This window comes from Acinetobacter sp. WCHAc060033, from assembly GCF_004209125.1.
GTDB lineage: Bacteria > Pseudomonadota > Gammaproteobacteria > Pseudomonadales > Moraxellaceae > Acinetobacter > Acinetobacter wuhouensis.
The window spans coordinates 119,546-136,370 of the sequence record NZ_SGSW01000001.1; the positions used below are offsets into that span (position 1 = coordinate 119,546).

At 38.0% G+C, this 16,825-nt stretch carries 18 protein-coding genes; 12 read left to right on the top strand and 6 right to left on the bottom strand.

Annotated elements, in window-relative coordinates; translation table 11 throughout:
- Positions 1 to 75 precede the first annotated feature (75 nt).
- Positions 76 to 1,215, top strand: coding sequence for an endonuclease/exonuclease/phosphatase family protein (locus EXE10_RS00580; RefSeq protein WP_130112008.1), 1,140 nt, complete (start codon positions 76 to 78; stop codon positions 1,213 to 1,215).
- Positions 1,216 to 1,526: 311 nt separating this feature from the next.
- Entirely contained in the window at positions 1,527 to 1,844 is a 318-nt protein-coding gene (locus EXE10_RS00590; protein ID WP_130112009.1) for a hypothetical protein, read from the top strand.
- 123 nt (positions 1,845 to 1,967) lie between these two features.
- On the opposite strand, the gene EXE10_RS00595 is transcribed toward EXE10_RS00590, so the two are convergent.
- Positions 1,968 to 2,528, bottom strand: a complete 561-nt coding sequence (locus EXE10_RS00595) for a hypothetical protein (RefSeq protein ID WP_130112010.1) — start codon at positions 2,526 to 2,528, stop codon at positions 1,968 to 1,970.
- Positions 2,529 to 2,717: 189 nt separating this feature from the next.
- Positions 2,718 to 3,653, bottom strand: a complete 936-nt coding sequence (locus EXE10_RS00600) for a lauroyl acyltransferase (RefSeq protein ID WP_130112011.1) — start codon at positions 3,651 to 3,653, stop codon at positions 2,718 to 2,720.
- Positions 3,654 to 3,766: 113 nt separating this feature from the next.
- Between EXE10_RS00600 and EXE10_RS00605 the strand changes: the two genes are divergently transcribed.
- Positions 3,767 to 4,318, top strand: coding sequence for an O-acetyl-ADP-ribose deacetylase (locus EXE10_RS00605; protein ID WP_130112012.1), 552 nt, complete (start codon positions 3,767 to 3,769; stop codon positions 4,316 to 4,318).
- Positions 4,319 to 4,344: 26 nt separating this feature from the next.
- Positions 4,345 to 5,322 (top strand): acyltransferase family protein, encoded by a 978-nt coding sequence (locus EXE10_RS00610; RefSeq protein WP_130112013.1) that lies wholly within the window; start codon positions 4,345 to 4,347, stop codon positions 5,320 to 5,322.
- Between the two features lie 102 nt (positions 5,323 to 5,424).
- Here EXE10_RS00610 and EXE10_RS00615 read toward each other — a convergent pair whose 3' ends face one another.
- The gene (locus EXE10_RS00615) at positions 5,425 to 7,335 is read right to left on the bottom strand and encodes an ATP-binding cassette domain-containing protein (RefSeq protein ID WP_130112014.1); all 1,911 of its coding nucleotides are present in this window, start codon (positions 7,333 to 7,335) and stop codon (positions 5,425 to 5,427) included.
- Positions 7,336 to 7,371: 36 nt separating this feature from the next.
- Between EXE10_RS00615 and EXE10_RS00620 the strand changes: the two genes are divergently transcribed.
- The 6 genes from EXE10_RS00620 to EXE10_RS00645 all read left to right on the top strand — a co-directional run bounded on the left by EXE10_RS00620 (position 7,372) and on the right by EXE10_RS00645 (position 13,838).
- Positions 7,372 to 7,617: a SlyX family protein gene (locus tag EXE10_RS00620; protein ID WP_068973694.1), complete on the top strand. Its 246-nt coding sequence runs from the start codon at positions 7,372 to 7,374 to the stop codon at positions 7,615 to 7,617.
- Between the two features lie 117 nt (positions 7,618 to 7,734).
- Positions 7,735 to 8,763, top strand: coding sequence for a hypothetical protein (locus tag EXE10_RS00625; RefSeq protein ID WP_130112039.1), 1,029 nt, complete (start codon positions 7,735 to 7,737; stop codon positions 8,761 to 8,763).
- A gap of 289 nt (positions 8,764 to 9,052) precedes the next feature.
- On the top strand, positions 9,053 to 9,502 hold the full coding sequence (locus EXE10_RS00630) for an ammonium transporter (protein WP_068973693.1): 450 nt from the start codon (positions 9,053 to 9,055) through the stop codon (positions 9,500 to 9,502).
- Between the two features lie 27 nt (positions 9,503 to 9,529).
- Complete coding sequence (gene topA / locus EXE10_RS00635) at positions 9,530 to 12,172, top strand: type I DNA topoisomerase (protein WP_130112015.1); 2,643 nt, start codon at positions 9,530 to 9,532, stop codon at positions 12,170 to 12,172.
- Between the two features lie 216 nt (positions 12,173 to 12,388).
- Positions 12,389 to 13,147 (top strand): hypothetical protein, encoded by a 759-nt coding sequence (locus EXE10_RS00640; RefSeq protein WP_130112016.1) that lies wholly within the window; start codon positions 12,389 to 12,391, stop codon positions 13,145 to 13,147.
- A gap of 127 nt (positions 13,148 to 13,274) precedes the next feature.
- The gene (locus tag EXE10_RS00645) at positions 13,275 to 13,838 is read left to right on the top strand and encodes an HdeD family acid-resistance protein (protein ID WP_087552167.1); all 564 of its coding nucleotides are present in this window, start codon (positions 13,275 to 13,277) and stop codon (positions 13,836 to 13,838) included.
- A 108-nt stretch (positions 13,839 to 13,946) separates the two neighbouring features.
- On the opposite strand, the gene EXE10_RS00650 is transcribed toward EXE10_RS00645, so the two are convergent.
- Positions 13,947 to 14,396, bottom strand: coding sequence for a carboxymuconolactone decarboxylase family protein (locus EXE10_RS00650; protein WP_111859269.1), 450 nt, complete (start codon positions 14,394 to 14,396; stop codon positions 13,947 to 13,949).
- Between EXE10_RS00650 and EXE10_RS00655 the strand changes: the two genes are divergently transcribed.
- The gene (locus tag EXE10_RS00655) at positions 14,395 to 14,673 is read left to right on the top strand and encodes a hypothetical protein (protein ID WP_228255436.1); all 279 of its coding nucleotides are present in this window, start codon (positions 14,395 to 14,397) and stop codon (positions 14,671 to 14,673) included. The two genes, EXE10_RS00650 and EXE10_RS00655, sit on opposite strands and share 2 nt — an antisense overlap.
- Positions 14,674 to 14,761: 88 nt before the next feature.
- A complete protein-coding gene (locus tag EXE10_RS00660; protein WP_130112017.1) occupies positions 14,762 to 15,898 on the top strand; it encodes a glycerate kinase in 1,137 nt (378 codons plus the stop codon).
- 12 nt (positions 15,899 to 15,910) lie between these two features.
- Here EXE10_RS00660 and EXE10_RS00665 read toward each other — a convergent pair whose 3' ends face one another.
- On the bottom strand, positions 15,911 to 16,309 hold the full coding sequence (locus EXE10_RS00665) for a hypothetical protein (protein WP_130112018.1): 399 nt from the start codon (positions 16,307 to 16,309) through the stop codon (positions 15,911 to 15,913).
- A gap of 21 nt (positions 16,310 to 16,330) precedes the next feature.
- The gene (locus EXE10_RS00670; RefSeq protein ID WP_130112019.1) at positions 16,331 to 16,729 is read right to left on the bottom strand and encodes a hypothetical protein; all 399 of its coding nucleotides are present in this window, start codon (positions 16,727 to 16,729) and stop codon (positions 16,331 to 16,333) included.
- Positions 16,730 to 16,825 lie beyond the last annotated feature (96 nt).

Below are 16,825 nucleotides of genomic sequence, written 5' to 3' on the forward strand. Positions count from 1 at the left end.
CTTGTTTATGATACATGCAAAATTGATATTAATTTATGAATCATTCAAAAATTAAGAATATAAGAGTGACAAAATATGATTTGGATAGAAATATTGTCTGCAATCGTGATTTGGCTGAGTTTTTGGTCATTGATCCCACGTGATGAATGGTGGTTCAGGGGTGCAGATTTCCCACGCTTACAGATTTTGTTTGTTGGGATCATTGCTTTCTTTTTACTGCTGTTTTGGCAAGGGGCATGGGATTTAAAACGAGAAATTATTTTTGTGCTGTTGATTGCCGCTTTAGCGTTTCAATTGAAAATGGTTTTGCCTTATACCTTTCTATGGAAAAAACAAGTTGCTCAAGTTCGATCTGAACAACTTGATTCGAGTAAACAGATTTCTGTGCTTGTTTCGAATGTACTCACGCCGAATGATCAATATCATCTTTTGATTGAGCACATCCAAAAGTTTCAACCTGATTTAGTGTTGACCTTAGAAACCGATCAAACGTGGCAAGATGAATTGTCGATTATTGAAAAAGACTATCCTTATCGAGTTCCTGTGCCATTAGATAATTTGTATGGCATGCATTTGTATAGCAAATTAAAATTGGTGGATACCGATGTCAAATTCATTCTGAGTGATGAAATTCCTTCGATTCATACCACTGCGATTCTGCCATCAGGACAAGCCGTTAAACTGTATTGTTTACACCCTAAACCACCGAGCCCAACGGAAGCCAAAGATTCAACTTTACGTGATGCTGAATTACTGATTGTCGGTGACCAAATTAAAGATTTGGATGAAAGTTGTATCGTGATGGGTGATTTAAATGATGTGGCATGGTCTCGGACGACACGGCTATTTCAACGGATTAGTGGTTTACTCGACCCACGAGTAGGGCGTAAATATGTCAATACTTTCCATGCAGATTATAAGTTTTTAAGATGGTCGCTCGATCATTTATTTCATAGTACAGACTTTGCTTTAGTGCAGATGCAACGATTGCCGCATATTGGATCAGACCATTTCCCTATTTTTGTTACGCTGCAAACGGGTCGTGTTTTTGAGCAGATTCAAGAAGAACTGGAACAGTCGGATGCGGATGAGCAAGAGGCTCAGGAAGCGATTCAAGAGGGCATCGAAAAAGCAGAGAAAGAAGAAAAAATTGTCACTGATGAAATTGCACAGGATTATAAAGGTGAAAATAAATTGTCAGACAATAAAGGCTGAATTTGATTGATTTTTGTAAGCTATTTCGTACAAGGATTGTGTCTCTAAACGGATGGTATGAAATCTGTATTCGCTTTAATCTTTAATCATCGACAAACGGAATGGGAAAGGAAATGTCCCGCTAAGGAAGACGAAGTCGATGGATGAATCATCATGGATTTGATGTTGGAATGGATAACCAAATAGAATAAAAATAATGATTGAAAGCACAACCTCATAGACCCGAGTTTTGCAGGACGCAGAACTCGGGTTAGCTTTATTTATGGTATATAATTTATCCGATTTAGAATTGAAAATAAAAATGAGAGATTATGTTTCTAGCTAAAATTCAACAGTACGCACAAAACCTTAAACATTTTACAGGTTTAAGTAGTGATGCTTTATTCATTTACGCAGGTCTAATCATTTATTTTGTGGTTGCAGCCATTCACAGGAGACAATTGAGATCACATATCGCCATTATCGTAACGGTTGTTTTCGCCTTTGTGATAGAAATTTTTAATGCCCGAGCTGATATTTTTGGTCGAGGTTATTGGCGTATTTGGGATAGTATCCATTCCATCGTTAATATGATTTTTTGGCCTTATGTGATTTGGGCAATGGCACGTTTTCGAGTTTGGAAGGGCTGATATTTTCCATCATTCAAGCTTGAAAAGTATGAATGATTTAGATTGTGAAAGATTGAAAATGGTTTTTAAGAGGATCTAAATCAAGCCAGCGACATGAGATAGAGTCTCATGTCGCTAATATCTTTAAGGATACTGCTGGTTGATCGCATCTAATTCAGCACCTACTTTTTGTTGAATCGCAATGGTGCGCATACTGAGTTGTTTAAATTCCTCACTTGGTGCTTTCATATCAAAATTCGGCGCAGTTGAAAGTTCATATAATTTTTGGCTAGTAAGTAGGTTATCAATCATTTGTGTACGAATATTTTGTACTTCACTACTTTTTAATTGAAGTCCCATCAGCTTTTGTTGAAATTCTTTTTGTATATCATTGGAATGACTTAGAACTTCTTTGAGTTTTTGTGGATCAGAAGCTGCTGCTTGTGCTTGCTCTCTAAGTTGCAACGCTTGGGAGTTGGACTGATTGGTGATTTGATTTAACTGTGCTAAATCTGACTTGATGTCCGTTGCATTTGCACTACTCAGTTCTGAAGCTTTAGCTTGCCAATTTCCTGTAGATGTTGTTGTACTGCTTTCTTTTGTTTGTTGATTTTGTTCTGTATTTGCTTTTTTATCAGAACATCCAATGAATATGAAACTTGAACTCATCATTGATATAAAAAGAATTTTATTAAAAATATGCATAGTATTATATTTCCTTCATGTTTTTAAGTTTTAGTGTTTTCTACGCTGACGATCTTAGCGAATTTTATGTTGTGACTACAGTACGCTTTTGTACGTTTGGAATGGACACTAATCCAAAAATAAAAAAGGAGATATTGATGATCTCCTGATTTTGAATATAAATGCTTTCAATTCTAAACAATAACCAACTCAATAAATCTTATCATAACCCTCAGGGCGTGTTTTAAAACGACGGTGGAACCACATATATTGAGTCGGTGCGATACGAAGCTGATTTTCAATGATTTTATTGACACGAATTGCATCAGCCAATTCATCCTCGCTCGGCATTGGTTCAACAGCAGGTTCAATCAATACATGATATTTTGGATTACGAATATCGCCATGACGATAAAAATACAGTGGAATCGCAACTGCTTTGGATATTTTCAATAAACGACGATGTGCAGTAACCGTTGCAGCCGCCACACCAAAAAAAGGTGCCATCACACCTTGTTTTAAACCGAAGTCCTGATCTGGGCTGTACCAAATGGCATCACCATCTTTGAGATGACGGATCAAACCACGCATATCATCATGGTCAATTTGTGCTTTATAAATGGTTGCTCGACAACGATAGATCAGCATGTCTAACAGAGGATTGTTCTGCGGACGATATACCACATCAGGCTCAAAGAATTGAGCACATAGATAACCACCGGCATCTAGCATGGTGCTGTGAGTCCCCAAAAGCAGCATGCCTTTGCCTTCAGCTTTGGCTTGGTGAATGTGTTCTAAACCTTCAATCGTTACACGATTTTTAAACCATTGTGGTGAATACCAAGCATTGAGTGTTTCAAATACACCAATCATTTGATCTACAAAAACTTGTTTAGAATTTTCTAAAACTTGTTCCGAAGACCATTCAGGAAAACACACTTCTAAATTACGAATGGTGGTTTCACGACGTGACTTCAGCCCATTAAATGCGAGATGACCAAGCAAAGTTGCTAAACGATGTTGGAACGCCCATGGTAAAATTGCCAAAATCATTAAAAATACAATCGCGATCCAAATTCCCCAATATTTTGGATGCAAAAATGCCCAGTAAAACTTTCCAGACTCGTATTGATGCTTTTTACTCATAGCAGTTTTGTAAATTTTGGGGTGATTGAAACTGAAAGAAGTGTAGCATGAAGCGGTTTAAAGTAGAAAACACTCAAAGTCAGAAAGAAAATTGAACGTGCTAGGGGTGGGGAATGAAAATAATACGGTTAATTCAGGGTGATATTACCATTCAAAAAGTAGATGCAATTGTTAATGCAGCCAATACTTCACTGCTCGGCGGTGGTGGTGTGGATGGGGCAATTCATCGTAAAGGGGGCTCTGCTATTTTAGAAGATTGCCAAAAGATTCGTGCAAAGCAGGGCGGTTGTGCAGTTGGTGAAGCCGTCATCACTACAGCAGGTTTATTGCCCAGTAATTATGTAATCCACACAGTTGGACCTACTTGGCAAGACGGACAACATGGTGAACAAGAATTACTTCAACACGCTTATTTAAATAGCTTAAAACTTGCAGAACAGCATCAGCTGAAAACCATTGCCTTTCCTAATGTTTCCACAGGGGTTTATCATTTTCCAAAAGTCAGTGCTGCGAGTATTGCGATTGAAGCGGTTGTGACATTTTTAAAGCATGCAAAATATTTAGAGGAAATTAATTTTGTCTGTTTTGATTTAGAAAATTTTAAAATTTATCGACAGTTACTTGCAGATATTGACCAAAATCAATTTCAAGTTTTAGGTATATAATTCAATTTATTTAGATCGAAATCGCCATGAGAGATACGTATTTAGACAGTGGTAAAGCAGTCCTGATATTTCTCGTGGTTTTAGGACATTTCCTCGAACGAATGGTGGGTTGGAAAGACCCAATCGCACATACCTTATTAGGCACAATTTATTTTATTCATATGCCTGCTTTTATTCTCGTCTCAGGCATTTTATTTAAAGACAAAAATTGGCTTAAAAATATTTTCTTTTTTCTATCTCTATATTTACCATTCCAATTTCTATTCCCTGCTTTTGATGCAATTTGGTCGGGGCAGTTCAAATTCAACTGGAATATTTTTGAAAGACCCTATTGGATTTTATGGTATTTGCAAGGCATGGCGCTTTGGACATTACTGGCGCACTTTTTAATAAAAATTAAATTTCCAGTTATTATTTCACTGATTTTTGCGCTGTGTATTGGTTTAAGTCCTTGGAATAATTATCAATATTCAATCGGGCGAATTTTTACTTTCTTCCCATTTTTTATGATCGGCGTGGTTTACGGCAAAACCATCCTACAAAAGATACAACAATTTAAATTGGCAACTGTTTTCGGTGGGCTGATTATTTTGGGTATTGTGAGTTATGTGTATTTCTCACAAATCAACCCATACTGGCTTTATGGAAGTTTGAACTATGCACAACTCAAGGTCAGTTCATGGGATGGTACGTGGATCAGAGCAAGTTTATTACTGACTTCGAGTCTTGGTGTTTTTGCTATTTTTGCATGGGTTAAACTCTTAAATCCTCGGTTTATTCAACTTGGACAAAATACTTTACCTGTTTATTTGCTTCATGGTTTTGTGGTGATATTGATTGCTCGCTATTGGAAATTGGATTTTAATATTTTTGTTGAGATTGGAATTTGTATAGTTTTATCTATTCTGACTTGTTGGATTTTACAACAGCAATTTTTTGATCAACTATTGAGGAAATTATCGCTTTGGCTCATGAAGCCAATAGCTTGGTTGGGAATTAAGTAGCTATTTACAAAAGTGTTTTATGGATTGATTGATTAATTTAAAATGAGAAAGATAAAAACTCCGCGCGGTGGCGGAGTTTTTATCTAAATTGGAAATGTAGAATTAACCTTTGGTCATTTCTTCTAGCTCTTCCCAACGCTCTAATTTTTCAAGCAACAAATCATCAATTTCAGCTAAACGTGTTGAAAGCTTCATCGCAAGTGCATTGTCAGAAACAAAGAGCGAGCCATCTGCAAGTTTTGCATTGATCTCAGCTTGTTCTTTTTCCAAAGCTTCCATTTCAAGAGGAAGTTGTTCTAAAGCACGTTGATCTTTATAGCTTAATTTAACTTTCTTTGGTGCAGTTTGCACAGGTGCAGCAGCAGCTTCCGCTTTGGCAATCGCCTTTTTCACCGCACTTTTTTGGTCTACAGCCGTTTGGTCAGGACGTTGTTCTAGGTAATCTTGATAACCACCGATGTATTCGTCGATATTACCTTTACCATCAAAGACCCAAGTCGAAGTCACGACATTGTCCATAAAGGCACGGTCATGTGAGATGAGAAGCAATGTGCCTTTATAACCACCGAGCATTTCTTCAAGTAGTTCTAAAGTCACCATATCCAAGTCATTGGTTGGCTCATCCATTACAATGAGGTTTGATGGTTTGAGTAGAAGTTTCGCAAGGAGAATACGGTTACGTTCACCACCTGAAAGTGCTTTTACTGGTGTACGTGCACGTTCTGGAGAGAATAAAAAGTCTTGTAAATAGCTGTAAATATGACGACGGCTACCATTTACATCGACATGGTCAGAACCTTCTGAAACGTTATCTTTGACTGATTTTTCAAGATCAAGCGCATTACGTAATTGGTCAAAATAAGCCACTTCAAGTTGTGTACCAGTTTTAACTGTACCTTTATGCTCTTGCTCACCTAAAATCGCTTTAATCAGTGTGGTTTTACCGACACCATTATCACCGACTAAGCCAATACGGTCGCCACGAAGTACCAAAGCTGAGAAATCTTTGATAATCGGTGCATTGTCGCCAAAAGTGACTTGAAGATTTTCAATCTCAAAGACTACTTTACCTGAACGATTGGCTTCTTGGGTTGCCATGCTCACTTTACCTTGTTGTGAGCGGCGTGCTTTCGATTCTTCACGTAAGGCTTTTAAGGCACGGACACGACCTTCATTACGGGTACGACGTGCTTTGATCCCTTGGCGAATCCAAACTTCTTCTTCTGCCAATTTTTTATCAAATAAAGCATTTTGTTTTTCTTCAGCTTCCATTTGCTGTGCTTTCAGATCAAGATAACGTGAATAGTTACCTTCATAGCTACGCAATTGCCCACGATCTAATTCGACAATACGCGTTGCAATACTATCTACAAATGCACGGTCATGTGAAATGAAGAGAAGCGTTAGATTGTTCTGATCAAGTAAGAATTTTTCTAACCATTCAATACTTTCAACGTCCAAATGGTTGGTTGGTTCGTCGAGTAATAGCACATCAGGTTGAGTGAGTAAGGCACGTGCTAGTAAGACACGACGCTTACGACCACCAGATAAATCTGCTAAATCCGCTTCAGGGTCTAAGCCCATTTTACTGAGGATAGAGTTCACTTTGGTTTCGAGTGCCCAACCATCGAGTAAATCGAGCTTATGTTGTAAATTCCCCATGCGGTCGCAGGCAGCCATATCACCGAGTACACATGCATCGCTCGCTTCATGGTATTCTTTCAATACTTGAGCAGCTTCACCAGCACCTTCGGCAACAATGTCAGCAACTTTGCCAGAGTCCATAGGAACATCTTGGGCAAGCATGGAAATGGTGATACCGTTTTGTAGGGCAATTTCACCTTGATCAGGGAGTAAGCTTCCTTCAATCAGTTTGAGTAAAGTTGACTTACCTTCACCGTTACGACCAATCAAACAGACTCGTTCGCCACGTTCTAAATTGAAGTTTGCGCCGTCGAGTAGGGCAGGTCCACCAAACGCAAGTTGGACATCCCTTATAGTAATATAGGCCATACGGTTTCCTAAACATCCCACAGTGAGGACTAAAAAATGACTAAACAGAAAAATCTTGATGATCAGGCGTCATTTTCCGCACCCATAGAAGATTTGCAAGTCCGAATTGCATTTTTAGATGATTTAGTCGAACAATTAAATGATCAGGTTGCACAACAGAGCTTAGAAATAGCTGATTTAAAAAAACAAATGCAGTTGTTGTATCAACGTGTGGAATCTTCGGATTTGTCAGAAGGTATTGCAGCATTTGATCCGATGACCAATCGCCCTCCGCATTATTAATGATTCAGCTGTGTGAGGGCTATTCGGATAGGAGTCATTAGAAATTCATTTTTTATTTGACCTTTTGTCTAAACCTCGTTGTAATGCTTTCTTTTTCAAAATTGATCATTTTTTATGATGCACGATAAAGTTGTACTCCTTGACCTTGAAAATAATATGCCATCAGCAAAATTGCTGAGAAATATGGTCGAGCATTATCCAACTTTATACTTATTTAATTGTGCAGGTCAGTTTCAGTATTCACTTGAAGATTTAACTGAATTTTCAAGTTGGGTCGTGAGTAGTCAAGTGGTGATTCTTGAAACACCTGAAGCGATAGAGAAAGAATTTGAATATGCTGTGGTGACAGGTCAATTGATGGCTTTGGTTGAGCCTGAAACACATATTGATGTAATTTCAGCAATGCCAAGTTGTGACATGTTGTTGGATATGATGCGTAGTTCAGATTTGCATTGCAGCTTGATTCAAGTTGAAGCCGAAACATCAGCAACTACGCCTGTATTGCCAAGCATACAAACAATCCAAGAAAAACCGTATTTACAGATGGTCAAAAAGTATTGTGATGCTTTGGGTAAAATGACAGGAAAACCGAATACAGTTGAAAAGCTTAGAAATTCTGTGGCTAATATTTTACAAATCGTTCCTGAAAAAGCCCAACATTTGGTGGGTATGTTGATCAATTTAAAAATAGTCAAACGTATCGATGAGCAAGTTGCCTACCGTAAAAAAGTATTGAAAGAATGGACTGAGTTGGAATTAGATCATCCTGTTGCTGGAACAGAAATACAGGATACTGCAACTCCATCACGAATGAAGCTAGAGAAAATAGATCAAATTTTAGAAAAATTACGTGGGGATTCTCAACAAGTGCTGACTGAGATTGATCAGCAAGATTCAGTTGAAGCAGTGCAAAAGGTCCTATTTAAAAACTTTGATAAAATTGATCCAGTACAAATTGAAGTGATTCAAAAGCTCAATGATTTAAAAACCAATAAACCCAAAGATATTTACGAATTACGTGATTTACTCGAACAGATGTTCCCTAAGTCAGATATTCGTTTATTGCTCAAAGAGTTGATTGAAAAGGGTTATATTTATTGGAATGGGCATGAAGTGGTGTATAGCCATGAGATGTATTTGAACTAAGTTTTGAAGGTTGTAAATATTCGCAAAAACAGTCTAAGTGACGTCAAATATATGGGATATATTTGAGTCCGTGTAACGGTTGCAGTTATGACTTAGCGTAATTTTATATAAAACATCAGAACATGCTGAAATTTAAAAATGTACTGTTTTATATAAAATGTTCATAAATTCAAACAAATGATTATGCTTTTTATGGTTCATTTCCGACATCATGCAAATTATTTATCAGACAAACTTGCGTTTTATATTCAGCTTATGCAACTCTAATATAGGAATTAAAAGGTGAACTATGGAACACACTGGTCTTTGGGTTGCGCTCATTATTATTGTTTTTGTATTGGGCTCAATTTTTGGCTTACGCGTAAGCCCTAGAGAAAAAGCATTAGGCTTAATGCGAGAAAAAGCGAGAAAGATGGGATTGCACCCCCGTTTAGTGGCTGCGCCAGATTGGACTAAAGTTCCAATGGCAACTGAATCTCGTGCGAGTATGGTGGCTTATTATAGTGTATTGATTCCAGACGCTCGTTTGCCTTTAATGCGCTTTCGTGTCGAAGATCAAAAGCTTCAAGTGATTCAAGGTGATGAGAAATTTAAAGATTTTCCCATTGCATTAAAAGGGATTTATGCTATTGATATGCAGGCGAATTGTGTAGGGCTGTATTGGGATGAAGCATCTGACCTCAGAGCAACCCAACTTGAAGATATGAAAGCATATTTGCTGAAATTGGCTGAAATTTAACTTTAATAATAGGAACAGTGGTTTATTATGGCGAACGCTCCTCGATCTGCATCCAAAAGCACGGCAGCAACTTCTCCCGAAGCTGGAAAAAAACGTGCGCTCGTGATTGTGGAATCGCCTGCAAAAGCGAAAACGATTAATAAATATTTAGGCTCAGATTACATTGTAAAATCATCTGTGGGTCACGTTCGCGATTTGCCTACAGGTGGCTCAAGTAAAACAACAGAAAAAAAACCTGTTTCACGTGCCAAACTGACGGATGAACAGAAAGCTGAAAAAGCGCAAACCGCTTTGGTCAATCGAATGGGTGTTGATCCTGAGCATGGTTGGAAAGCCAAGTATGAAGTGCTTCCCGGTAAAGAAAATGTTGTCGCTGAACTCAAAAAACTTGCTAAAGATGCTGATGCTATCTACCTCGCAACGGATTTGGACCGTGAAGGGGAAGCGATTGCTTGGCATTTAAGGGAAGTCATCGGTGGTGATGATTCACGTTACCATCGTGTGGTATTTAACGAAATTACCAAAAATGCAATTCAAGAAGCATTTAAACAGCCAACACGCTTAGATATAGACCGTGTAAATGCACAACAAGCACGTCGTTTCTTAGACCGTGTTGTAGGCTTTATGGTATCGCCACTGCTTTGGGAAAAAATTGCCCGTGGTCTTTCAGCAGGGCGAGTACAGTCTGTTGCGGTCAAACTTGTGGTTGAGCGTGAACGTGAAATTCGTGCGTTTATTCCTGAAGAATATTGGCAAGTATTTGCAGATACCAAATCGAAAAAAGACGACATTCGCCTTGAAGCAGTGAAGCAAGGTGGTAAGACTTTAAAATTACAAAATAAAGCACAAACCGATGCTTTATTGAAAATTTTAAATGATGCTGAATATAAGGTGTCAACACGTGAAGATAAACCGACCAAGGTGAATCCAAGTGCGCCATATATCACTTCGACTTTGCAACAGGCAGCGAGTACACGTCTCGGTTATTCTGTAAAGAAAACCATGATGCTTGCACAGCGTTTGTATGAAGCAGGTTTTATTACTTATATGCGTACCGACTCAACATTCTTGAGTGATGACGCAGTCAATATGGTGCGTAACCATATTGAAACAGAATTTGGTGTGAAATACTTACCTGCAAAGCCAAACCGTTATGGTAATAAAGCTGGCGCGCAAGAAGCCCATGAAGCAATCCGTCCATCGAATGTTTCATTCAAAGGCGATAGCTTGGCAGGTGTGGAACGTGATGCACAACGTTTATATGACTTGATTTGGCGTCAATTTGTGGCATGCCAAATGACACCAGCGGAATATTTATCATCAACCATTCTTGTCGATGCCAATGGTGTAGAGCTTAAAGCCAAAGGTCGTACTTTAGTGTTTGATGGTTTTACCAAAGTTCGTGGTCAAAACAAATCAGATGATGATGTGCTACTTCCTGCGGTGAAAGTGGGCGAAGTACTTAAACTTGAGAAATTAGATCCATCTCAACATTTTACCAAACCACCTGCACGTTTTACCGAAGCATCATTGGTTAAAGAATTAGAGAAAAAAGGTATTGGTCGTCCTTCGACCTATGCTGCGATTATTTCGACCATTCAAGATCGTGGTTATGTGAAACTGGACAACCGTCGTCTTTATGCTGAGAAAATGGGTGAGATCGTTACTGATCGTTTAGATGAAAACTTCAACAACCTCATGAATTACGCATTTACTGCTGATTTAGAAGGTCAATTGGATAAGGTTGCAGATGGTCAGCGTAACTGGAAAGAGCTCTTAGACAGCTTCTATGGCGATTTTAAGACACGTTTAACTACGGCTCAGGGCGAAAACGGTATGCGCCGTAATTTGCCAGTCGAAGTTGAAGCCGTTCATTGTAAAGAATGTGAACGTCCAATGCAGATTCGTACTGGGACAACAGGTGTATTCTTAGGGTGTTCAGGCTATAACTTGCCACCGAAAGAACGTTGTAAAGGTACATTGAATTTAACCCCAGTCGAGTCACTAGCAGCTTTGTCGGATGATGATGGTGCTGAAACTGCAGATTTAATGTCGAAAAAACGTTGTCCTGTCTGTGGTACGGCAATGGACAGCTATGTGATTGACGGTGGTCGTAAATTACATATTTGTGGTAATAATCCTGACTGTAATGGTTATGAGCTTGAAGAAGGTGAGTTCAAAATCAAGGGTTATGATGGTCCAACCATTCCATGTGATAAATGTGATGGCGAAATGCAGTTAAAGACGGGTCGTTTCGGTCCTTATTTCGCATGTATGAGTTGTGACAATACCCGTAAAGTTTTGAAAAATGGTCAGCCTGCGCCTCCACGTGTAGATCCAATTAAAATGGAACATTTGCGTTCAACCAAACACGATGATTTCTTTGTACTTCGTGATGGTGCAGCAGGTTTATTCTTAGCAGCGAGTAAGTTCCCGAAAGTTCGTGAAACACGTGCGCCTAAAGTTGCGGAACTTCGTTCTGTGGCAGATCAGCTTGATCCGAAATATCAATTTATTTTGAAAGCACCTGATCAAGATCCAGAGGGTAATCCGACATTAGTTAAATTCAGTCGTAAAAACCAAGCTCAGTATATTGGTTCTGAAACGCCTGAAGGTAAGCAAACCAAATGGTCGTTGGTCTATAACGATGGAAAATGGGTTGAAGCTTAAGTTTCAGACTGTTTGAAAACATAGAAAAATGCTCACTTTAGTGGGCATTTTTTATATTAGGTTGACTTGTAAATATGCTTATTTATCAACTCGAATTTATATGAAAAATGAATGCTAAGCAGTGATTACAATATCTATTACATCATGATTTATTGGTTAAATATTCAATGAGTTTATTGATACTTCAATACGTCATCTCGTTCAAATGGGACTGAAATGTGGAAAAAAATTAGAGTTGCCGTATTACTCATCATTCTCCTGATCGTTGGTATGAATGCGTGGCGAGACATGAATCAAGATTGGACAAAACCAATTGTTGTACTGTTACATCCGATCAATGCTGATGGTCAAACTGCAACGGAACGCTACATTCAACAAATCTCAATCGATGATTTGGATGAAATGCGAAATTATTTACAGCTTCAGTCCAAAGAATTTAGAGGGCAACCGATTTCTTTCCATTTTCAACTTGGGCGTGAATTAAAAACATTACCACCCAAACCACCTGAAACAAGCAGCGCGCTAGATGCAATTTTATGGAGTTTAAAATTCCGCTTCTATGCATGGAAACAGCATGAAGGCGAGGATGGCTCACCATCTGTCACACTCTATTTAAATTATTATGATCCTAAATTGCAAAATAGTTTAAAACATTCAACCGCTTTAGAACGTGGTCGAATAGGTACGGTTAATTTATTTGCCTCGAAAAAGCAAAGTTCAAGTAATAAAGTGGTTTTAGTCCATGAGCTTTTACATACTTTTGGGGCGAAAGATAAATATGATCTTGTGACAGGGCAACCGATTAATCCAGTGGGATATGCAAATCCAGAGCAAAAGCCACTTTACCCACAAACTCGTGCTGAGATTATGGGAGGGTATATTCCATTATCAGCAACAAAGAGTAAAACACCTGATGGTTTGGAATATACGATGATTAGCCGTTTAACTGCTCAAGAAATGGGTTGGGTTAAATAGTTCGGGAAAACTTCTCAAAAATGTGGATAAGATTGAGTTTATCCACATCTCAGATGCATAACTTATACAGACAAAACATTGAATCAGATCAAAATTAAATAAATCAATAACAAGTAAGAGAACAAATATGCGTACTGTGGGAAATGATATTGTTCGTCATCAGCTTCATGAAAATCGTAAGTGGTATCTTTTACTCGGGGCTCTATTGGTCATCTTTGGTTTGGTTTTACTGGCTTCATTGGGGATGGCAACATTAACAGTTGTCGTCTTGTTTGGTGTCCTGATGATGATTGGTGGGGTGATTCATTTAATTGCTGCTTTTAAAATCTTTGATGGCGGCTTTCGTTGGCTTTGGGCATTGTTCGGAATACTGTATTTGATCGCTGGTTATTATGCGTTTAAATCTCCGATTACTACGGCTGTGGTGTTGACCAATCTGCTTGCGATAGCTTTATTAATTGGCGGTTTTATTCGAGTTTTTAATGCCTTTATGTTGAAACCGATGTCAGGTTGGGGGTGGACATTATTTTCGGGTTTACTGACTTTGGCGACAGGTGCAATTATTTTAGCTTCGCCTGATGCTCCGTTTTGGGTCTTAGGATTATTTCTTGGTGTAGATATTTTATTCCAAGGTGTCAATTATCTGACTTTTGCAGCAGCAATTAAGCAGATACCACCTGCAAGTCATTGATTATTTTTTAAATGAATAAAAATGCCCAATCAATAAATATGTTGGGCATTTTTGTTTTAGCCGTGAAAAATTTAAGTTTATTTAAAATTCAAGATTGCATTGTTTTGCTCAAGGCGCCACTTTATATTGACTTGAAATTGCAATACGATTCCACGTATTAATGACAATCGCAATCCATTCAATCGCCGTAATTTCGTCATCATTCAATACTTCTTTTGCGGCTGCATAGGCTTCATCAGGAAAATGCTGTTGTGCAATCAATGTGATTTCTTCAATCAAAACTAAGGCAGCACGTTCTTTATCTGAAAAATACTGACTTTCTCGCCACGCACTGATCAAAGCAATTCGATCTACAGACTCACCCGCCTTAATAGCATCTTGTGTATGCATGCGTACACAAAAAGAACATTGGTTAATTTGCGAAGCACGTAATTTTAACAGATGTGAGAAACCAAGATCTAAACCTGCTTGTTTCACTTTTTGCACGGATAAATTTTCAAGTTCAAGCACTGTTTTATACAGTTCAGGTGCGGTTTTACCGAGATTGACACGTGACATGGGATTTACACTTTCATTATTGGTAATGCTTTATTTTATCGCTAAAATTTTCAAACACTGTTTAGATTTTATAAAAATGATGAATAAAGCTTATAAAATTTCATTTACGCTTACTGCGATTGGCTCAATTTTATATTTTATGATCAATGAGTTAAAAGCAGATGGAATTCAAATAGATTCAGGAGTTAGCATTATTTTGGCAATAGTCGTAGCACTTTTGCTGTTCTTTATTTGGCTATATTTTCGTAGTGAGGATAAAAAAGTGAAACAAAAATAAGCAAATTATAAAAAGATATAAAATAAGCCAATTGATTGAAAAAATCATGTTAATAATAGGCTTAGACCAACAACTTACATGATGGAACATGACGACTTTTATCCTTGCTCCCGATTCATTTAAAGAAAGTATGACAGCTGAACAAGCTTGCTTGGCTATGCAACGTGGTATTGAAAAAGTTATACCTGATGCAAACATCATTCATGTACCGATGGCAGATGGTGGAGAAGGAACAGTTGATGCTTTGGTTTCTGCACGAAATGGGCGCAAAGTCTACATCGAAGTTTCAGGACCATTGATTCAGCAAAAAGTCCAAGCCTATTTCGGTCTGATTGAAAATGATCAAACGGCTGTGATCGAAATGGCACTTGCCAATGGTATTCATCTGATCGAAAAGTCGCAACGTAATCCATTACTCACTTCAACTTTGGGTACAGGAGAAATGATCAAAGCTGCATTGGACTTGGGTGTATCGAAAATCATTATTGGTTTGGGCGGTAGTGTCACCAATGATGCAGGCGCAGGAATGGCGCAGGCGTTAGGTGCAAAGTTTTTGGATGAGCATGGTCAATCCGTTGCATTGGGCGGTGGTCAGTTGCATCAGATTCAAAGCATTGATCTTTCGGAATTGGATGCCCGCTTAAAACAGGCTGAGATTATCATTGCGAGTGATGTGAATAATCCTTTGTGTGGCGAAAATGGTGCGTCTTATGTGTTTGCACCACAGAAAGGTGCAAGCACTGAAATGGTGAAAACCTTAGATCAAAACTTAAAGCATTTTGCTGATTTGGTTGAAGCAACTTTAAATATTGAAAAACAGAATATCGCAGGAGCAGGGGCAGCAGGTGGTTTGGGTTTCGGCTTAATGGCTTTTGCAGGTGCAAGTATTCGTTCAGGTGTGGAAATCGTGGTTGAAGAAACTCAGCTTGCTGAGAAAATTGCCCAATCAGATTATGTCTTTACAGGTGAGGGTGGCATAGATTTTCAGACTAAGTTTGGTAAAACCCCGTTTGGCGTGGCGCAAGTGGCGAAGCGTTTGAATAAACCTGTGATTGCTTTTGCTGGCTATGTCGGTGAAAGTTTTGAAGAGCTTTATGATGAGGGATTTACTGCGATTTTCGGTATTGTAGATGGGGCAAGTGATTTGCAAACGGCTTTAAAAAATGGTGAGAGGAATTTGGAAAGGTGCTGTGAGAGTGTGGTGAGAATGATGAGTATAGGCTAATACTCATCGTCTTCAGTTTTTATTATAAAATTCATCTAATTTAATATTTTGACAAAATGTAGATATTGGCCTTTTATTTTTTGGAATGACATCTTCAAGATTTTTAATATTTGCTAAAGCATTTTCTTTCGAGCTTAGTGCTTTATTAAGATGTGGATTATTACTGGCTACTTGATATTGTTGTAAACTAATGAGGTAGGTCGTACATATGTTTTTATTAATTCGCTCATGGTTACCTGACATAAGCTCGGCAGCGAGTTCTCTATGAAGTTGAACTCCTTTTTGGTTATTTTGAGTAAGAAATTGATCAAATTCTTTTTGGCTCAGAGTCTGAGAGTAAATTGAATTAGAAAATATGAATAAGAATATTGTGATCAGAAGATAACTTGTATTTGATTTAAATTTTTTCATTGCATGCATCCTATAAAATTTTTATTCATCATCCCAATAATAATCAGGTTTGATACTATATTTTTTGATGAGTAATTTGCTCACTGTTTCAAAGCGTTCATTGCCAAAACGACTAAGTAAGCCTATTGCTTCAGTATAATCAAATTGATGATCAAGAATATAACTTTCTCCAAAACGTAAAGAATACAGTCGAATTAAACAGCTCATTTTATCAAAGCGAATCAGATCAAAACTTGGATAAATATCAAAGTCATCATGCGGATACATCACGACCTCATTTTTATAATTATATTCTTGTTTAATAAACGGATTGAATTGAAGCCCATTTTCTTTATCAAAACCTTTGGGACGGATTAATTGATATTTACGATTGCCCTCAGTGTGGAAATTAAAAATTTGGTAAACAGTATTTTTCTTCATTTTAAGTTTTCTATTTGAACATCATTTTATGATTTGATTCTAAGCTGAAAATACATAATTCCGCCATAGCTCTGCTAAACTATACTCATCCACAAC